At 42.5% G+C, this 18,703-nt stretch carries 17 protein-coding genes, 1 tRNA gene, 1 rRNA gene and 1 riboswitch; of the genes, 11 read left to right on the top strand and 8 right to left on the bottom strand.

Translation table 11 applies throughout. The annotated features are described in order from the left end of the window. The first annotated feature begins 65 nt into the window (after positions 1–65). From BCU68_RS15780 to thiH, 8 genes are all read left to right on the top strand, one after another. Positions 66–142 (top strand) — tRNA-Thr (locus BCU68_RS15780). 38 nt (positions 143–180) lie between these two features. Continuing rightward, positions 181–296, top strand: a 5S ribosomal RNA gene (gene rrf, locus BCU68_RS15775). 221 nt (positions 297–517) lie between these two features. Continuing rightward, entirely contained in the window at positions 518–1,894 is a 1,377-nt protein-coding gene (locus tag BCU68_RS15770; protein WP_102565703.1) for a voltage-gated chloride channel family protein, read from the top strand. A 198-nt stretch (positions 1,895–2,092) separates the two neighbouring features. Continuing rightward, positions 2,093–2,226: riboswitch (TPP riboswitch) on the top strand. Positions 2,227–2,475: 249 nt separating this feature from the next. Then, entirely contained in the window at positions 2,476–3,798 is a 1,323-nt protein-coding gene (locus BCU68_RS15765) for a thiamine phosphate synthase (protein WP_198591762.1), read from the top strand. Continuing rightward, positions 3,792–4,577 carry a HesA/MoeB/ThiF family protein gene (locus tag BCU68_RS15760; protein ID WP_102565701.1) on the top strand — a complete coding sequence of 262 codons (786 nt, stop codon included), beginning with the start codon at positions 3,792–3,794 and terminating at the stop codon, positions 4,575–4,577. Before BCU68_RS15765 ends, BCU68_RS15760 begins: the two co-directional genes overlap by 7 nt. Next, the gene (gene thiS, locus BCU68_RS15755; protein ID WP_102565700.1) at positions 4,570–4,779 is read left to right on the top strand and encodes a sulfur carrier protein ThiS; all 210 of its coding nucleotides are present in this window, start codon (positions 4,570–4,572) and stop codon (positions 4,777–4,779) included. Before BCU68_RS15760 ends, thiS begins: the two co-directional genes overlap by 8 nt. A gap of 2 nt (positions 4,780–4,781) precedes the next feature. Beyond that, positions 4,782–5,549 (top strand): thiazole synthase, encoded by a 768-nt coding sequence (locus BCU68_RS15750; protein WP_102565699.1) that lies wholly within the window; start codon positions 4,782–4,784, stop codon positions 5,547–5,549. An 8-nt stretch (positions 5,550–5,557) separates the two neighbouring features. Further along, on the top strand, positions 5,558–6,670 hold the full coding sequence (thiH, locus tag BCU68_RS15745) for a 2-iminoacetate synthase ThiH (RefSeq protein ID WP_102565698.1): 1,113 nt from the start codon (positions 5,558–5,560) through the stop codon (positions 6,668–6,670). 201 nt (positions 6,671–6,871) lie between these two features. Here the strand turns inward: thiH and BCU68_RS15740 are convergent, their stop codons facing one another. Both BCU68_RS15740 and BCU68_RS15735 read right to left on the bottom strand, forming a co-directional pair. Further along, entirely contained in the window at positions 6,872–8,662 is a 1,791-nt protein-coding gene (locus tag BCU68_RS15740) for an aminopeptidase P family protein (protein ID WP_102565697.1), read from the bottom strand. Positions 8,663–8,793: 131 nt separating this feature from the next. Beyond that, the gene (locus BCU68_RS15735; protein WP_102565696.1) at positions 8,794–9,735 is read right to left on the bottom strand and encodes a LysR family transcriptional regulator; all 942 of its coding nucleotides are present in this window, start codon (positions 9,733–9,735) and stop codon (positions 8,794–8,796) included. A gap of 90 nt (positions 9,736–9,825) precedes the next feature. Here BCU68_RS15735 and BCU68_RS15730 point away from each other — a divergent pair, with 90 nt between their 5' ends. Continuing rightward, positions 9,826–11,031: a multidrug effflux MFS transporter gene (locus BCU68_RS15730; protein ID WP_102565695.1), complete on the top strand. Its 1,206-nt coding sequence runs from the start codon at positions 9,826–9,828 to the stop codon at positions 11,029–11,031. A 107-nt stretch (positions 11,032–11,138) separates the two neighbouring features. Further along, complete coding sequence (locus BCU68_RS15725) at positions 11,139–11,423, top strand: hypothetical protein (protein ID WP_102565694.1); 285 nt, start codon at positions 11,139–11,141, stop codon at positions 11,421–11,423. Between the two features lie 66 nt (positions 11,424–11,489). Here the strand turns inward: BCU68_RS15725 and BCU68_RS15720 are convergent, their stop codons facing one another. From BCU68_RS15720 to BCU68_RS15705, 4 genes are all read right to left on the bottom strand, one after another. After that, positions 11,490–11,942, bottom strand: coding sequence for a DoxX family protein (locus BCU68_RS15720; RefSeq protein ID WP_102565693.1), 453 nt, complete (start codon positions 11,940–11,942; stop codon positions 11,490–11,492). Between the two features lie 20 nt (positions 11,943–11,962). Then, on the bottom strand, positions 11,963–12,724 hold the full coding sequence (locus BCU68_RS15715) for a DNA-binding domain-containing protein (RefSeq protein ID WP_102565692.1): 762 nt from the start codon (positions 12,722–12,724) through the stop codon (positions 11,963–11,965). Next, positions 12,705–13,577 (bottom strand): DUF692 domain-containing protein, encoded by an 873-nt coding sequence (locus BCU68_RS15710; protein WP_241901392.1) that lies wholly within the window; start codon positions 13,575–13,577, stop codon positions 12,705–12,707. Before BCU68_RS15710 ends, BCU68_RS15715 begins: the two co-directional genes overlap by 20 nt. Positions 13,578–13,676: 99 nt before the next feature. Beyond that, entirely contained in the window at positions 13,677–13,937 is a 261-nt protein-coding gene (locus tag BCU68_RS15705) for a DUF2282 domain-containing protein (protein ID WP_102565690.1), read from the bottom strand. A 268-nt stretch (positions 13,938–14,205) separates the two neighbouring features. Between BCU68_RS15705 and uvrD the strand changes: the two genes are divergently transcribed. After that, a complete protein-coding gene (gene uvrD, locus BCU68_RS15700; RefSeq protein WP_102565689.1) occupies positions 14,206–16,380 on the top strand; it encodes a DNA helicase II in 2,175 nt (724 codons plus the stop codon). Between the two features lie 705 nt (positions 16,381–17,085). On the opposite strand, the gene BCU68_RS15695 is transcribed toward uvrD, so the two are convergent. Both BCU68_RS15695 and rarD read right to left on the bottom strand, forming a co-directional pair. Then, positions 17,086–17,745 carry a LysE family translocator gene (locus tag BCU68_RS15695; protein WP_102565688.1) on the bottom strand — a complete coding sequence of 220 codons (660 nt, stop codon included), beginning with the start codon at positions 17,743–17,745 and terminating at the stop codon, positions 17,086–17,088. Between the two features lie 41 nt (positions 17,746–17,786). After that, a complete protein-coding gene (gene rarD, locus BCU68_RS15690) occupies positions 17,787–18,701 on the bottom strand; it encodes an EamA family transporter RarD (protein ID WP_102565704.1) in 915 nt (304 codons plus the stop codon). Positions 18,702–18,703: the final 2 nt, after the last annotated feature.

Here is an 18,703-nt window from a genome sequence, read left to right as displayed (position 1 = left end):
AGAGTAGGACATCGCCAGGCTTGAATTTTATAGAGCCCGTTCTTTGAACGGGCTTTTATATATCTGCTGATATAGCTCAGCCCGGTAGAGCGCACCCTTGGTAAGGGTGAGGTCCCCAGTTCGAGTCTGGGTATCAGCACCATATTTCATTAATAGCCATTTGCTGTTAAACAAATTTTGTTTGGCGACCATAGCATTGTGGACCCACCTGATTCCATTCCGAACTCAGTAGTGAAACGCAATAGCGCCGATGGTAGTGTGGGGCTTCCCCATGTGAGAGTAGGACATCGCCAGGCTCAAATTTAAAGAAAGCCTCAACAGAAATGTTGAGGCTTTTTTGCGTTTAATCCTTATCAAACTTGTACTATTTCTTTGACAAGAGTACGCTTATTAAGCTGATTACCCTCCTTATCGTATCAATTGCACATTATATCGGTAGCATGAATCACAATAGATTCGGTTTACTAGCCAATAATGACGTGCTTTTACATTCAGAAATAGGCAACAAGACCCATTTATGCACCCATTAAATCGTAATTTAAAAAACTTTTATCAAGTATGTCGCTGGTCGTTATTGATTATTCCTGTCGCATTTTTGATCGGTAGCTTTAACGCGTTCTTTTTGTGGCTTTTAAGCGAAGCGACGGCGACTCGAACGGGTCACCCTTGGCTTATCTATCTCTTACCACTTGCCGGTATCGTTATTGTTTATGCCTATCGTAACTGGGGGAAAAACTCGGCTGGCGGGAATAATCTTATAATGGATGAAATTAATACCGCGGGAGAAGGTGTACCTGTAAGAATGGGACCACTGGTTTTAGTGACGACGGTATTAACGCATTTATTTGGTGGTTCTGCAGGACGAGAAGGGACAGCGGTTCAAATTGGTGGATCAACGACTGATTGGTTAGCTAGCGTATTAAAACTGGATGAAACTGATCGGCGAATGCTGTTAACTGCTGGGGTTGCTGCGGGGTTTGCTTCTATATTTGGTACACCTTTAACCGGTGCTATTTTCGCGTTAGAAGTTCTTTTTATTGGTCGTATTAAATTCAATGCCATTATACCTGCCTTATTAGCCGCTATTTTAGCGGATGTCGTAGCTTCAGCTTGGGGAGCTCACCACACACATTACCTGATTCATTTTGAGCAGGTGAATAGCCTATTTGATCATGCCGTTAAAGTAGACCTATTGCTGTTAGGTAAAGTGATACTTGCTGCAATTGGCTTTGGTCTGGCTGGTTATTTATTTGGTGAACTAACCCATGGTTTAAAAGATCTCTTCAATGCGACGCTAAAAAATCCATATTTGATCGTTGTGGTTGGTGGTGTCATTGTGATTATAGCCACCCAACTCATCGGTAATTATGACTATGTTGGTATCGGCGTTTATCCAAGTCGAGAAGGTGGGGTGAGTATTACCTCTGCTTTTACAGATGGTGGGGCAGAGTGGTACAGCTGGATCATTAAATTATTACTGACAGCCATTACTCTCGCTGCTGGTTATAAAGGTGGTGAAGTGACTCCGTTATTTTTTGTTGGTGCAACATTAGGTAACTTCTTAGCTTGGGTATTGGGAGCACCAGTCGATCTGTTTGCTGCACTTGGCTTTTTAGCCGTATTTGCTGCAGCAACCAATACTCCATTAGCTTGTACGATTATGGGGGCTGAGTTATTTGGTGCTGATCATATTCTCTACTTTGCAGTTGCTTGCTATGTTGCTTACTACTTTAGCGGACATACTGGCATTTACTCTTCGCAACGAGTCGCCGTATCTAAAACCTTATCCCATGGTAGAGATCATGATGGCAGTAATAAAATAGGTTCCTATCGCTCTTATAATAAGTCACTGATTAAGGCCTGGGCAGACTACCTGAGTAACAAGAGAAAGTAATAACCGAATTAAACTGACTTGATCACATAATTAATTTAAACGTTATAAGCTGAAGACTCTATTTACCCTCTTTATGTTATTGTTTGGTAATTCGCCAAAAGAAGGTTAAAAATAAGCAATAGGGTTTATATTTTGCACCTTTATTTTCATTAGGCATTTACTTATACTGGTACCATATTAAGTCATAGCATTGGCTTAACTAACTTGTCGGAGTGCTGACTTTTCATCTGTTTATCATGATTGAAATTGAAATTGAAAGCTGAGACCGCATTGCGGAATTCGTTGAACCTGATCAGGCTAATACCTGCGAAGGAAACAAGAGAAGATATATCGTAAGTAGCAGAGTTGTATCTATTTCTCGCCCGAGAATGCACGATACATTCGCACCTACCCTCTACGTATACCCTCATTCTTGCCTTCATCACTCGACAAGTCGTTATATCAATCTTAGCTAATAACAGGTCACTCTAACTTGCTATTAAGTGTTTTTCTTCGCGATGTCTGAACACTTACTTTGATTGGTATTACCTAAAATCACATAAATACTAAGTTGTTCGGTATTGAAGGATGGAGCGTGAAGAATAGAAATGAATCTACAAATCCCCGCTGATTATATTGATCTAAAAAAGGAAGTTGAAACTTGCCTAGCTTTAGCCAAGCAGCAAGGTTTCGATTGCCATGCTGTAGAGATCACCCAAAGCGAATCTCAAGTGATCACGATAGGAATAGATAAACCTTTATCGCTAGCGATTCTTGATTCAGCATCGATGGATTGTATTGATGACTCGAATATTGATTGGCTATTAGATTATAACCACTCAACTCACTTATCTTTATCTGCTGCCGCTACACTGCTGGCACAGCAAAGTAAGCGCATAGTATTAGGACTAGGGCACGACAATAGTTTTTATGATATTTGGTTGCATCCGCTTGCGATTGATCATAATGAAAAGCGAGCAACTGTATTTTCAACGTTAGGCGATAACTATCAGCAAACTCGCCATAGCGCCTGGTTAATTACCCTATTAGCACTCGAGTTTCCGATTGAGGATGCGCTGGTTCTTTCTCGCGCAGCAATGAATGTTTCACGTGAAACTTGGGTCAAAGCGCGTCCTTTCTTTCCAACACCGGTTATTGAGTGTACCGACCTTAATATTCATGTCGGTTGGTCTACCAATGATCGATGCGTTGCTTTTCCCAAGTTAACCAAACCAAGCCTAGGTCTTTACCCTGTTGTTGATAGTGTGGAATGGATTGAACGACTATTAGAGTTGGGCATTAAAACGGTTCAGTTACGTATTAAAGATCCGCACTGTGAAGATTTAGAACAGCAAATCGAACGCTCAATTCGATTAGGTGAGCAGTACCAAGCGCAGGTTTTTATTAATGATTATTGGCAACTAGCGATTAAGCACCGAGCATTTGGTGTTCACTTAGGTCAGGAAGATATTGAGTGTTCAAACTTAACTGAACTTTCTGAAGCGGGGATTTGTCTGGGTTTATCAACACACGGTTATTATGAATTGCTGCGTATCAGTCAGGTCAACCCAAGCTATATTGCACTGGGTCATATCTTCCCAACCACAACAAAAGACATGCCTTCTAAGCCACAGGGTTTAACGCGCTTAAAACTGTATCAACAATTAATTGATACCATGCCTTATCAAACTCGTTCTGAACAAGAGCAAAATGAAGCATTAACCGTAGGCTTTCCAACGGTAGCGATTGGCGGTATTGATCAGTCAACGGCACCTTTAGTATGGCAGTGTGGTGTTTCTAGTCTTGCTGTCGTTAGAGCAATCACCTTATCTGCTAACCCTCGTTCCGTTATTGATGAGTTTGGCGAGATAATGAATGTTTCACGTGAAACGACCACCGCAGATTTGCTAGAGGATGTATGTTAACTGATAAACAATTTATCCGTTACCAACGTCAGGTTAGCGTACCTGAAGTGGCGGAATCAGGACAAAAGGCATTACTTAATAGCCATGTCCTGATGATAGGTTGTGGTGGTTTAGGTTCTGCGGCTGGGTTGTATCTGGCAAGTGCAGGGGTTGGTAAATTAGTGATTGCCGATGGCGACACGGTTGATGAATCTAATTTACAACGCCAAGTCATATACCGCCAGCAAGATGTAGGCACAGAGAAAGTAGCCGCAATGTCAGAGCAGTTGCAGCAGTTAAATAGTGACTGCCAAGTGCGGGTCATTAGCCGCTACTTATCGGATCAACAGCTACAACTTGAAGTAATGCTTGCCGATATTGTATTGGATTGTAGCGATAACTTAGCGACGCGTCATGCTGTCAATGCCGCCTGTTTTACTCATCATACGCCGTTAATCTCAGGCTCAGCGATTGGCTGGAAAGGGCAGCTAGCTCTATTTGATTTTGCTAATCGTCATCGCGATCAGCAACAAGCCCCATGCTACCGCTGCTTATTTCCTTTTGATGAATTACAGCAAGTGACTAAGTGTTCAGACAGCGGCATTGTTGGTCCGATTGTTGGCACTATTGGTAACTTACAGGCACTACAAGCGATCAAATATTTAACTCATCACGCGACATATCAAGCCAATGTATTACACCTGTTCGATGGTGAAACTCTGCAATGGCAACACTTTTCAATGCAGCAAGATAGTCAGTGCCCGGTTTGTGCATCGGCTAAGGAGAAGATCTGTGAGTAACATTACTATTTCAGTCAACGATAAGTCTGTTGAAGCCATCCAAGGCTCAACGATTGATTCTGTTTTAAATACCTTAGATTTACCAACCTTAGGCTGTGCGGTTGCACTGAATCAAACCATTATTCCCCGCACTCAGTGGGACAGCGTTATCGTTAATACAGGCGATAGCATTGCTTTATTTCAAGCTATAGCAGGAGGCTAATTATGCTAACCATCGCCGATAAAACCTTTCAATCTCGCCTTTTTACAGGGACTGGAAAATTTGCTCGTAAGGAATTAATGAGTGAGTCGATTAAACAATCAGGCTCTCAACTAGCTACGATGGCGTTAAAGCGTGTCGATCTCGATTCGCAAGGTGATGACATTCTTAAGCCTTTAATTGAAGCTGGCGTGAACTTATTACCCAATACCTCAGGTGCAAAAAATGCAAAGGATGCCATCTTTGCCGCTCACCTTGCTCGTGAAGCATTAGGGACTAACTGGCTGAAACTTGAAATTCACCCAGACCCTAAGTACTTGATGCCTGATCCGATTGAGACGTTAAAGGCAGCTGAGCAGTTGGTTAAAGATGGCTTTGTTATTCTGCCTTATTGTCATGCTGACCCTGTGTTATGTAAGCGATTAGAAGAAGTGGGCTGTGCTGCTGTCATGCCTCTTGGCGCTCCAATTGGTACTAACAAAGGAATCGCTTCGAAAGACTTTCTCGAAATCATTATCGATCAAGCACAAGTTCCCGTAATTGTTGATGCGGGAATAGGTGCTCCATCTCATGCCGCTCTTGCAATGGAAATGGGCGCAGATGCCGTTCTCGTTAATACTGCCATTGCTGCCGCTGCCGATCCTGTTGCTATGGCGATTGCTTTTAAGCTCGCCGTTGAGTCAGGGCGTATGGCTTATGAAGCGGGTCTTGCAGGTCAGGCAAAGCATGCCGTTGCATCCAGCCCACTGACTTCTTTTCTTGATACGTTATAGGCTTTAAGATGAGTTTCGTTACTGAATTTGAAAAGTTAAATTGGGACGATGTTAAGTTGTCCATTTATGCGAAAACCGCGCAAGATGTTGAACGTGCTTTAGCGAAAAACAAGTGCGATATTGAAGATTTTAAAGCGCTGATTTCCCCAGCAGCAGAACCTTACTTAGAGCAGATGGCACAACGTTCGCTAGCATTAACTCGTCAGCGATTTGGCAATACCATCTCATTTTATATCCCTCTTTATTTATCGAATTTATGTGCGAATGCTTGTACCTATTGTGGGTTCTCCATGGAGCATAGAATCAAGCGTAAAACGTTAAATGAAGAAGAGATCGCTGCTGAAGTCAGTGCCATCAAGAAAATGAAGTTTGATAATGTCTTGCTGGTAACGGGCGAGCATGAAACTAAGGTAGGGATGAAGTACTTTCGTCAAATCGTACCGCAGATAAAAAAAGACTTCAGCTACTTGGCGATGGAAGTACAACCGCTAAAGCAAGAGGACTATGCCGAGTTAAAGCAGTTAGGTTTAGATGCGGTTATGGTTTATCAAGAAACTTACCATCCATCGACCTATGCCGAGCATCACTTGCGTGGTAATAAGATGGACTTTAACTTTCGTCTAGAAACGCCAGATCGATTGGCAAAAGCAGGTATTGATAAGATAGGTATTGGAGCTTTGATTGGCTTAGAAGAGTGGCGAACGGATTGTTTCTTTGCTGCCTCGCATCTAACTTATCTAGAACGTACTTATTGGCAGACACGTTATTCGATCTCTTTTCCACGTTTAAGACCGTGCGAGGGGAGTTTACAGCCTAAGTCCGTTATGAGTGATAAACAGTTAGTACAGCTTATTTGCGCTTATCGAATATTGAATCCTGAAGTTGAGCTTTCTTTATCAACTCGTGAGTCAGAGCAGTTTCGAGATAATGTCTTGGCTTTGGGTATCACCAGTGTTTCGGCTGCGTCTAAAACTCAGCCTGGCGGTTATGCCAATGACGAGACAGAGTTAGAGCAATTCGCCATTAGTGATGAGCGCAGTGCCGATGAAGTCGCTCAAGCTGTCAAAGCTCGTGGTTTTGAACCGGTTTGGAAAGATTGGCATCAAGCATACTCTGGCTAAATGAGCCGGTTAAATGAGTTTGTGGATACGATAAGGGCAGGCTTTTTTCTATCACTTATCTGCTCACTTTCACTTTTAACGACAGAGAGAATGGCTTGGTGTTTCACGTGAAACATTAAAGCTGCCAAATAAAAAAGCCGTTAATCGAGTTTGATTAACGGCTTTATTTTTATGGCTTATCTGTTCTCTATAACGAAAAGATTAGGCGTGATGAATCGGAGTTGTTGCCTGTTCTAACCAAGCTTTTGCATCGCCTTCAACCAGTGGGCTAATGTCATCCCATACTTTTTGATGGTAATCATTTAGCCAAGCAAGCTCAGGACGAGTTAGTAAATTGATATCGATGTTGCGCTTATCAATAGGGCAGCGTGTTAATGATTCAAACGCGAGCACAGAAAAATCACCCTGCGTTTCAAGCTCAACCACCAACTCTAAGTTTTCAATACGAATACCAAACTCATCTGCGCGGTAGTATCCTGGCTCATTGGAAAGCACCATCCCTTTTTGTAAAGCGACTGGAACTTGCTTCTTCGAGATGTTTTGTGGACCTTCGTGCACACTTAGGAAATGACCAACACCGTGACCTGTACCGTGATCATAATCATAGCCGTTTGCCCATAAGTGTTGGCGCGCTAATGTATCAAGTTGGCTACCAAACGTACCTTGAGGGAAGCGAGCACGAGCGATACCGATGTGACCTTTTAATACCAGCGTGAACTGCTTAATCATCTCATCACTTGGCTGACCAATAGCAACAGTACGGGTGATATCGGTTGTGCCATCAATATACTGACCGCCTGAATCGACAAGGTACAAACTGTTTAAAGTCAGCTTGCCAGGTTGTGCTTGGTTTTGGTGGTTGTAGTGACACATTGCCGCATTGCCGCCAGCCGCTGAGATAGAGTCGAAACTAAGATCAACTAGGCTCTCATCACACTCACGGAAAGCTTGTACTTTATCGGCTAACTCAGCTTCATCAGGTAAGTGACCTGCTGCAACCTGCGCATCAATCCAAGCTAAGAAACGAGTCATCGCTACGCCATCACGGATGTGACAAGCTTTCATACCTGCCACTTCAACCGTATTTTTACACGCTTTAGGCAGTAGGCATGGATCAGCAGCATTGATAATTGTCGCACCGCTGTTTTGCAGAGTTAGGGTAAACCATGCATTGCTCGTTGCTGAATCGACGCTAACCGTCTTACCTTGTAGTTGAGCTAAGCATGCGGAAAGTTGCTCAGGGTGATGGATACGCACACCTTCACCAACGTGTTGCTCGAAGTTACCTGGAAGTCGCGCAGGATCTAGGAAGAAGTCAACACTAGCATCAGCATGAACGATCGCATGAGAAAGCAGTACTGGTAAGCGAGAGACATCAAGACCACGAATATTGAGTAACCAGCAGATAGAATCAAGCGCAGTGATGATGGCTGCATCGGCGTTATTGCTCGCTAAAATTGTCGCGATCTCTTGGCGTTTTTGCGCTGAAGATTGACCTGTTTGTTCCGTGGTCATTAAGCGCACATCAGAAACGATAGCGGCAGGGCGATCATGCCAAAGTTGATCAATCGGGTTCTCTGCTAAGCTTTTTAAAGTCAGAGCAGGTGCTAGTTTGGTTTGAGCAGCTTGCATCCAAGCAGCGGTATGCATGCGAGGATCAAAAGCAACGAGGCTATTAGTTTCTAAGTTATCTAATACCCAATCAAGAACAGGCTCTTCGATTAAATGGCGATATTCAAATAGATCACCACACACTTGTTTACGAACTTGAACGGTGTAGCGACCATCAACAAAAATCGCGGCTTTATCTTGGGTAATGACTGCCGCCCCTGCAGAACCTGTATAGCCCGTTAACCACTGTAAACGTTCATTGTGAGCTGGAATGTATTCACCTAAATACTCATCTTCATGAGGAATAATAATCGCCGCGACATTGTTTTCTTGTAGCCAAGTGCGAAGTGCGTTTACGCGTTCAGTGGTAATGCTATGCATGAGTGCTAAATCCTTATTATCATTGTCCGTAATTGCTCAGATATCAAAATGAGTCTGCTGGACGGGTAGTATTAAGCTAGCGTTTTTAATCTTTACCTGCAATAGATGCTAGTGACTATTGTTCGGCTTATTTATCTCAGGTGTAGGGTTTTCTCTTCAATGATTTGACGTAGCCAACTTAGAGCGGGTTCATTTTCCCGATCACGATGCCAAAATAATGTATAAGCCATGGGTGGAAAGGAAAGTGGTAGCGGTAATTCGACTAAATCTAATTGATTCGCCACCAAGTGAGTAAAGTGCTTAGGAGCGGTAAAGATAAAGTCGGTATACGAACATAAGCTTGCGGCACTATTAAAGTCCGGCACGGTAATCGCAATATCACGTTCAAAGCCAAGATCTGCCAACTTGTAATCAAGCAACCAGCGATCATTTCCATCACAACGAACCTGCACATGACGTAAGCTGAGGTAGGTTTGTAAATTCCAAGGTTGCTTTAAAATAGGGTGGTTGCGACGCACAACACATTGCTGAGTATCGCGATAGATTTCTTGTTCGCAGATATCGTTAGGCGGCAGCATCGTGAGCTTGGCATCATTAATATCGATATCTTTTCCTGTTAGTCCTAAATCCCATTCACCAGACTCTATCTTTTTAAAGGTGTGCTCACTCCAAGCGTGCGTATTGATCGTCACCTGAGGAGCTTGGCGAAAAATTGCGGGAATAAAGTGGGGTAAGATTAATGGGTAAACACTCTCAACCGTGGCGATATTAAATTGATAATCACTGGTCTCGGGTAAAAACAGTTGTGGCTGAGTGAGGTTATCTAATTGGTGAATGATCATCGCAACCTTAGGCTTTAGATATAGTGCCTTTGGCGTTGGTTTTAAACCATGAGCGGCACGAATAAATAGCGCATCATCAAATTGAATGCGTAGTTTCGATAATGATTTACTTACCGCTGACTGACTTAAACATAAACGCTGCGCGGTTCGAGTTACACTCAACTCTTCGAACAATACATTAAGGCAAACTAAAAGATTAAGGTCGAGTCGTGAGAGCTTTTCAATATTCACTAAGATTTTCCTGTGAGGAATAATACTAATGATTATAAGCCATTTTAATTCATATCAGTAAGGCGTTATGATGCGCGCGATTATTAATGAATGGAGAATCCCGTGCACACTTTACCCTCGCAAAAAAATAGCAGAATGCAGATGGCATTATTAACGATGTTGGTGCTGTTTAGCCCATTAGCGATTGATATTTATTTGCCAGCGCTGCCTTTAATAGCACAAGAGTTTCGGGTAGAGAATGCACTAGCACAGGACACCATTACATGGTTTTTATTTGCGATGGGCGTTGGGCAACTTTTTGCAGGTCCTCTTGCTGATAAAATAGGTCGTCGCACCGTTGCATTAGGTGGGATCACTATCTATGCTCTAAGTGCCTGCCTAGCATGGGCTGCGCATTCTATCGAGTGGATGTTGGTTGCTCGTTTATTACAAGGCTTTGGTGCTTGTGCAACATCAGTGGCAGCCTTTGCGACCGTTCGTGATATTTTTGGTCCGAATAAAAGCGGTAAAATGATCAGTTACCTTAATGGTGCGATCTGTTTTATTCCCGCATTAGCGCCGATCTTAGGCAGTTGGTTAACTCAGCAATTTGGCTGGCGTACGAATTTCAGTTTTATGGCTATTTTTGCTCTATTAGCAGGACTGGCGATATTATTTAAAATGGAAGAAACAAACCCAGCGACAGAAAAACAAGCAGTATTTAAACTCAGTCGTTATTGGGCAGTATTAAAAGAGCCATCATTTATATTCCATGCTTCTTTATGCATGTGTGCAATGGCGGTTATTATTGCTTATGTTACTTCAGCTCCTGTTGTCTTGATGGATAAGTTGGGCTTAAGCATGAATGAATTTACCTATTGGTTTGGATTAAATGCAGTCATCAATATTACCGCTGCATTTTCTGCCCCACGTTTTATGGAGCGATTTGGCACTCATAAAACATTAACCTTAGGTGTTGTGATATTAATCTTAGCTGGGGTAGTGATGTATGTATTATCTCAGCAAGCAAGTGCTTTTGCTTTCATGTTACCAATCTTCCTTTCTTCTGTTGGGTTTGCTTGGATACTTGGAGCAGCAGCGGGTAAAGCATTAGAACCTTTTGGTGATAAAGCAGGAACTGCAGCAGCATTATTAGGTCTATTTCAGATGAGTGGTTCAGGGTTTATTGTTGGTGTTATGCAACGTTTATCGTTTGAACCACAGGTACTTATCGCATTACAGATGTGGGTTGTCGCGCCAGCGTTATTGATTTTGTATTCGAAAGTTGGTAAAAAATGGCACAATATCTCAGCTTAGTCACTGAGGTTGTATTTATATAGATTTGTTAGTTTTCCTTAAGATAAAACAAGTGTATATTTAGCGACCTACAACTTGATGTATCACGCAATGGAAAATATATCTTCATGTCTTTAACAACCTATGAAATGGCTCGCATTCTAGAGCAAATGGAAGATTCTCCTGAAAAGGTCATGTTTGGTAAGTTACTCAAGGAATTAGGTAATCAAAGCGAGGAACGTATTCGTAGTGCTGCAAAGCAAGTGCCACTTGAGACGTTGCGAGACATTATTTATCAATTTCAAAAAGTCGTTGAGTCGCGTAAAGGCGAACAGGTTAACTTATTAGCAAAAGAGTTAGCTGAACAAGGTATTTCTGTCGATGAGCTAAAAGCGTTCATGGATAAAGAATAGCAGCGATTAATTTCGTATAAAAAGCCCCGCAAGATTTCGATCTTGCGGGGTTTTTTGTGATCTAATCTAACTTAAGCGCGCTTTTATTAGCTTATCAACGGATAAAGATCCCGCTCCCCATAGGATAATAATCAACATCATTAGTCCCCATAACTGATGGTCATAGTAACCTCGTTCCCAAAGCAGAGGGTAAGAGACAACCGCTGTGATATTAAAGACGAATAACATTGCAGTCATCGGGCGCGTAAATATTCCGAGCACAAGAAAGGCTGGAAGGATTAACTCAGCAGCGGTTCCGATATAGGCAGCAAGTTGCCAGGGTAAAATAGGTACTTGATACTCAAACTCAAACAGATACAAAGTACTATCCCAAGACGCTATTTTGGTTAACCCAGCATTAAAAAATACCCAAGCTACCCAAAGGCGTAAAAACAGTAAGAAAAGAGGGACGATGATCCGTTGAGATTGATTAACCCACCCATCATATCGTTGGATCCACTGTGATGTTAACTCGCTCATGATAATGTCCTTAATGTTGGTTAATTAGCAAGGCGAAAGCCAATAATGATCTGAGCATTAATCAGGCTATCTAAATGGTTGAGAAGCGAAGGTTCAATATTGGCTAAAGTGCATTTTTGTTGGCACAGTTTAGCGAGTTGATATTCATCTTTAGAAAGGGGGATGGCTTGTGAGTGACCATCAACAAAAGTATGGATTATCCCTTGTTGAGATTGATGAATATTAAATTGATCCAAGGTTTCATTGTTGATTGCTTTTTGTAGACTAAAAATCGCATAGTCACACTGAAATAGGCGCAGTGATGGGGTTAGGCATAATTGAATATCACCTTGCTGCTCTGCTGATAGGTGAGCAATGTCAGCCAGCGGTCGCACTGAACTCTCAATGGATTGTGTTGCGAATGCTTGTCGTGAAAGATCATGTTGCCACTCAAATAAAGCGACCTGAGGTAAATAGACGGCAGCATCAATAACGGCAGGAAAATGCTCTATCGAATGATGAAAATTTTCACCGTAGCTTGTCACATCACCAGCAGGGTTTGGTGTGGTTAAAATATGCTGACGGGCTAGTTGAGCAAAGCACGCCTCACCAACCAATGCCAAGACTAAAGGATACGTAGCCGCTAAGACTTCAGATAAACTGAGAATATAGTTATTACGATAGATCTGCAGTCGTTGTTGGCTAGAGAACTGATCACTGACAATGGCACATGACGCTCCATCATGTTGATACTGCAGTGCTTGAGAAAATTCATGTTGCCATTTAGCGAGTGAATGCATCATGTTTTCCTCCTAGGGTTGCCGTTTCGTTGGCTTGTAAGATTTGATTGGCTTTGCTTGCCTCTTGTAAGAGAACTTGTGGAGAGGGAATATCAATATCCCACTCGATGAGCGTATGGCGCGAACCGTGCTGATGGGTCCAATTTTGATACAAGCTCCAGACCGCATCACTAACGGGTTGGCTATGGGTATCAATCCATATCTCGCCTTGTTCAAAGGTTTTGATGCTAAATCCTGCTAAATGAATTTCATCGACGGCATGAGCTGGAATGCCAGCGAGGTATGTCTCCCGATCAAAGCCATGATTAAAAGCAGAAACATGCACGTTATTTAAATCCAATAACAAGCGGCACTCTGTTCGTTGTTGAACGGCATGCAAAAACTCCCACTCACTAATGGTTGAGTGCTGGTATTGTAAATAGCTTGATGGGTTTTCGATTAATAGGGGACGTTGAATAGCATCCTGTACTTGAAGTACATTGCGGCAAAAGACGTCTAATGCTTCCTCGGTATAAGGAAGGGGTAAAAGATCATTAAAATAGTGACCGCCATTTTCACTCCAACTTAAGTGATCCGAAACAAAGAGAGGATCGACATCGTTAATCAGTGATTTTAGCTGTGTTAAGTGGCTTGAATTGACTTTGCCCACAGAGCCGAGTGATAAACCGATGCCATGGCAGCTTATTTGGTACTCTTCTCGTAAAGTACGCAGTTGCTGACGAGCAATAGAGTAGGGCTGAAAGTAATTCTCGCTATGAATTTCTAACCAATTTAAATCGGCTGGTGAATGTAAAAAATGGTCAATGTGTGGTGTGCGTAAACCGACTCCCACATGAGAATGGTAACTTGGATTCACTGTGGGTTTCCTTTCAATGGCATAAGTAAGGTGTCGATAGAAAGCTATATCCATGCACAAGTATTGACGACCTGTGCATGGAGCAAAAGTACTGGTGTATTATGATGACTCAGTACTACCGCCAGTTAATTTGCCACATAGCCCTTTTGGTACCACTACAAATGCATCGGTTTGATTATCTTCTTTTGCTGTACCAGCGCATGAACTTGACTTCGTTGCACAGTCATTACTGCCCGCTTTTGATACGCCGTAGCACTTCTCTTTTTCAGCCGCAACAGCATGAGTTGCCGTTAGCATTGTGCCACCTAAAGCCAGTAAACCGGTTACCGCAGCTGTTACAGCAATATTTGATTTTTTCATTTTCATTTCCTCGAAAGTCTTTTTAGAAGTTCCATATAAGCGCGTTAATTGTGGGTTAATAAATCAACTTGCTTATCAAATAGGATAGGAAAGAGATGATAAAACTTTCAAAAAAATCGGGATGCTTTTCGGGTTAATTAATCATTGGCATAAAAAACAACAAATTAAAGTATAAAAAAACAGCAATTTTTTATGCTTACAATTCTAATAACCAGCGCCGCTTTGGGTTATAATCAACCATTATGTATAAATAACCAGTAGCCAAATCATGATTGATCCTTCTCTTCTACTTGATGGTCTTAACGACAAGCAGCGTGAAGCCGTTGCCGCTCCTCTTAGTAACTTGCTTATTCTTGCAGGCGCAGGTAGTGGTAAAACACGCGTGCTAGTGCATCGTATTGCTTGGTTGATGTCAGTAGAGCAAGCTTCTCCTTTCTCTATCATGTCAGTAACCTTCACCAATAAAGCGGCAGCAGAAATGCGCGGTCGTATTGAAGAGTTGATGGAAGGTAGTTCATCTGGCATGTGGAACGGAACTTTCCATGGTATTTGTCACCGTATTTTACGTGCCCATTACCTAGATGCGAAACTGCCAGAAGATTTTCAAATTATCGATTCTGATGATCAAATTCGTCTTTTACGACGCCTAATTAAAGCGCAGAATTTAGATGAAAAGCAGTGGCCAGCTAAGCAAGGTTGCTGGTGGATCAACGGCAAGAAAGACGAAGGTTTACGCCCTCATCATATTGATGCTTATCATGATCCCGTGACGCAAACATGGTTAAAAATTTATACGGCTTATCAAGAGGCTTGTGATCGTGCTGGCTTGGTCGACTTTGCTGAAATCCTATTAAGAACGCATGAACTGTTGCGTGATAAACAGCATATTCGTGAACATTACCAAGCGCGCTTTAAGCATATTTTGGTCGACGAATTTCAAGATACCAACAACATTCAGTACGCATGGCTATGTATGATGACGGGCAAAGATTGTCGCGTCATGATCGTTGGTGATGATGACCAATCTATTTATGGCTGGCGTGGGGCGAAAATTGAGAATATTCAAAAGTTTTTGGATGAATTTGTCGGTGCGGAAACCATTCGCCTTGAGCAAAATTACCGTTCAACCAAAACCATTTTGCAAGCTGCCAACGAACTGATTTCAAATAACTCTGAGCGTATGGGTAAGGAGCTATGGACGGAGGGTGATGATGGCGATCCTATCTCTGTTTATTCCGCTTATAACGAATTAGATGAAGCGCGCTTTACGGCTAGCAAGATTAAAGAGTGGCAGGATAATGGTGGCGTACTGAATGATACTGCGATGCTGTATCGTAATAATGCCCAATCACGTGTTTTAGAAGAAGCTTTAATTCAGGCTGGTCTACCTTATCGTATTTATGGTGGTATGCGTTTCTTCGAGCGTCAGGAAATTCGTGACGCACTAAGCTACTTGCGTTTAATGTCGAATCGTAATAATGATGCGGCTTTTGAACGAATTGTGAATACACCAACGCGTGGTCTAGGGGATAAAACGCTAGAGACTATTCGCTTATTAGCTCGTCGTGAAGATATGACGATGTGGCAAGCGAGTTTGGCGTTATTGCATGAACAAGTTTTACCAGGTCGAGCCGCTGGTGCATTGAGCCGTTTTATTGAGTTAATTAATGCATTAGAAGATGACACTGCTGAGCTTTCTTTGTATCAGCAAACGGACCATGTGATTAAGTCATCGGGTTTGTTTGCTATGTATGAACAAGAGAAAGGCGAGAAATCGAAAGCGCGTATTGAGAACTTAGAAGAATTAGTGACAGCAACGCGTCAATTTGAAAAGCCAGAAGAGGCCGAAGAGTTGACGATGTTAACGGCATTCTTATCTCATGCCGCGCTAGAGTCGGGTGAAGGTCAGGCGGATGAGTTTGATGATGCCGTACAGTTAATGACGCTGCACAGTGCTAAAGGTCTTGAGTTCCCGCTTGTCTTTATGGTCGGTGTTGAAGAGGGCATGTTCCCAAGCCAGATGTCATCGGAAGAAGCTGGGCGTTTAGAAGAAGAGCGTCGTTTGTGTTATGTGGGCATGACTCGTGCGATGGAGAAACTTTATATTACTTACGCTGAAATGCGCCGTTTGTATGGGCAAGATAAGTATCATAAACCTTCGCGTTTTATTCGAGAGTTACCAGAAACGTGTCTTGATGAAGTCCGCATGAAAGCGAAAGTGAGTCGCCCTGCAACAACGGGTCGCTTTAGTTCAAGTGCCGTAAAAGAAAACTTCAATGAAACGGGCTTTACCTTAGGCTCTCGAGTTAAGCATGCTGTGTTTGGCGAAGGGACCATTATTAACTTTGAAGGTAGTGGTCCACAAAGCCGAGTTCAAGTTGCGTTCAATGGGGAAGGTATAAAGTGGTTAGTTGCTTCTTTTGCTAAATTAGAGAAGTTATAAGATTTATTAGTGATGAATCTAAATGGGTTCGATGTAGTGGACGCATTTAGGTTTAGCGCTTGGCTATGCCTACAATTATTCTTTCAGATAAAGAAAAACCCCGAGAGCTTGCGCTCTTCGGGGTCGTAGTCTTACTTGCAGCAATCCAGCTACTAAAGTGCTCCATGCATCAAATCCATGATAGTGTGCTGTTATCCTTCAGCGTATTCCTTTCGTCGCCATCCTAGCGGTGTCCATGATCTTATCCTGATCTACTAACTGTCCTAGTTAGTACGTCTCACTTGTTCCCTGAGCGGTGTCCCTTACATCATCCTGATGTTTGTTCCTTGCCTCGTCCAGAGGTGTCCATTGTCTATCCTTAGTAGTAACCATCCTAGTTACTATTGAGTCCATTCAATGTCCAATTTCGCTTTCCATGCCGATTAATCATCCTGATTAAACGAATCTTCTTCCTGAAGATAACCAAGTCCCTGGTTGTTTCCTGTTCCGTATCGAACTCCCTTCGACACAGTTGATATTACGCCTTTCGCTTTTTTCAGCAATAGACTATTTGAAAAAAGAATTCAAAAAATTCATAGGTAAATTAAACTAATCTTTACGTTTCAGTGCTTTATGTTTTCCTGTGCGTCAATGACAGTGCGAAATAACGCTGTTAGCTCACACTCTTGTGCGAGATCTCTCACAAGAGTGTGGGGTGAATACTACTTAATGGGCAAAATAATTCCCTGCTTGATACAAAATACTGAGCCCGATCACGGTAAATAGCATTCCACACAGTGCATCAATGTAGATTGAAGCCGAAAGAAGGCGCTTTTGTAGACGTTTTGTTGATAGTGCCCACGCTAGTAGAGCAAACCAAAATAGCGCTAAGCCCCACAATATGAGTAGAGCGAAGCCTTTACCTGCTAATGACATATCGGCAGGGACTAAACTCGACATTAAGCTAACAAAAAAGACTAATGCTTTTGGGTTTAGGATGTTAGTCATAAAACCGCGGCTAAAAGCTTGGCGCTTATTCTTGATGACGATATTTTTTGTCGTAGGCTGTGCGTTGTTATCGCTACTTTGAATATTCTGCCAAGTGGCTTTTAATGCTCCATAGCCAAGGTAGAGTAAATAGCTACCGCCGGCGAACTGTAAAGCGGCAAATAAAGTAGGCTGCTGGTGGACTAAATAGCTAATTCCCGTCAGGCTCAGTAATGAATGGGCCAAAATGCCACAAGAAAGGCCAAAAGCGATGGCGAGTCCTGTTTGTCGTCCATAGCGTGTTGCATTTTGTACGACTAAGGCAAAGTCAGGGCCTGGGCTCATTAAAGCGATAAAGTGAACCGTCGCTAGCGTCATTAATATAGTTACTTCGTTCATAAAGGTAATCTTGTCTTTCCGATCGGATAAAAGTGCAGGGATCATTTTTGATCGCAGCGATCTCGTTTGTTACGACTATGTTTAATGCCATCAAAGCAGAAAATCGCTAAAGCTGTCCAAATAAAGGCAAAAGTGACGGCTTTATCGCTAGTAAATGCTTCTCCGTAGACCAATACCGCCAGTAGGAACATGAAACTTGGACCTATGTATTGGAAAAAGCCGAGAGTTGAAAACTGTAAGCGCGTTGCAGCACCCGTAAAGCAAAGTAGAGGTAAGGTTGTTACGATGCCGGCAGAGATCAGCAATATATTCAATTGCGAGCTGTTACTTATTAGATCTGATGTTGCAGTATCGGCGATAAAAAATAGATAGAGCGCAGCGAGTGGCAACATCACCAGCGTTTCAATAAATAGCCCGGTCTGCGCATCGAGATTAACTTTTTTACGCAATAAGCCGTAGCAACCAAATGTACAAGCTAATGCAATCGCAATAAATGGAATAGAACCAAAGGCGACCACTTGAATCACGACACCAGTTCCTGCCAAGGCGACTGCAAACCACTGTAATTTACGTAATCGCTCTCCAAGCAATAGCATGCCGATCAGCACATTGAGCAGTGGATTGATGTAATAGCCTAAACTCGCATCCAACATATAGTTAGAGTTAACAGCCCAGATAAAAATTAGCCAATTGGCACCGACTAAAACAGAAGTGGCGAGTAAATAGGTCATTTTAGGCTTGGATGTCAGTGTGTCACGAACGGTGCGCCAACCTTTGCTAAAGTGAACTAACGCAGCCAATAAAAAGAAAGACCAAAAAACGCGATGGCTTAAAATCTCAAGCGGAGGGACTTCAATAATTGATTTGAAGTAGATGGGAGCGATCCCCCACATGGTGTACGCAGCAATAGCCAATAAAATACCTTGGCGAGTACGTTGTTTTTCATCATTATTTATCA

This window comes from Vibrio sp. 10N.286.49.B3 (assembly GCF_002873395.1).
Lineage (GTDB): Bacteria > Pseudomonadota > Gammaproteobacteria > Enterobacterales > Vibrionaceae > Vibrio.
This window is presented reverse-complemented; position numbering and strand designations above follow the sequence as displayed.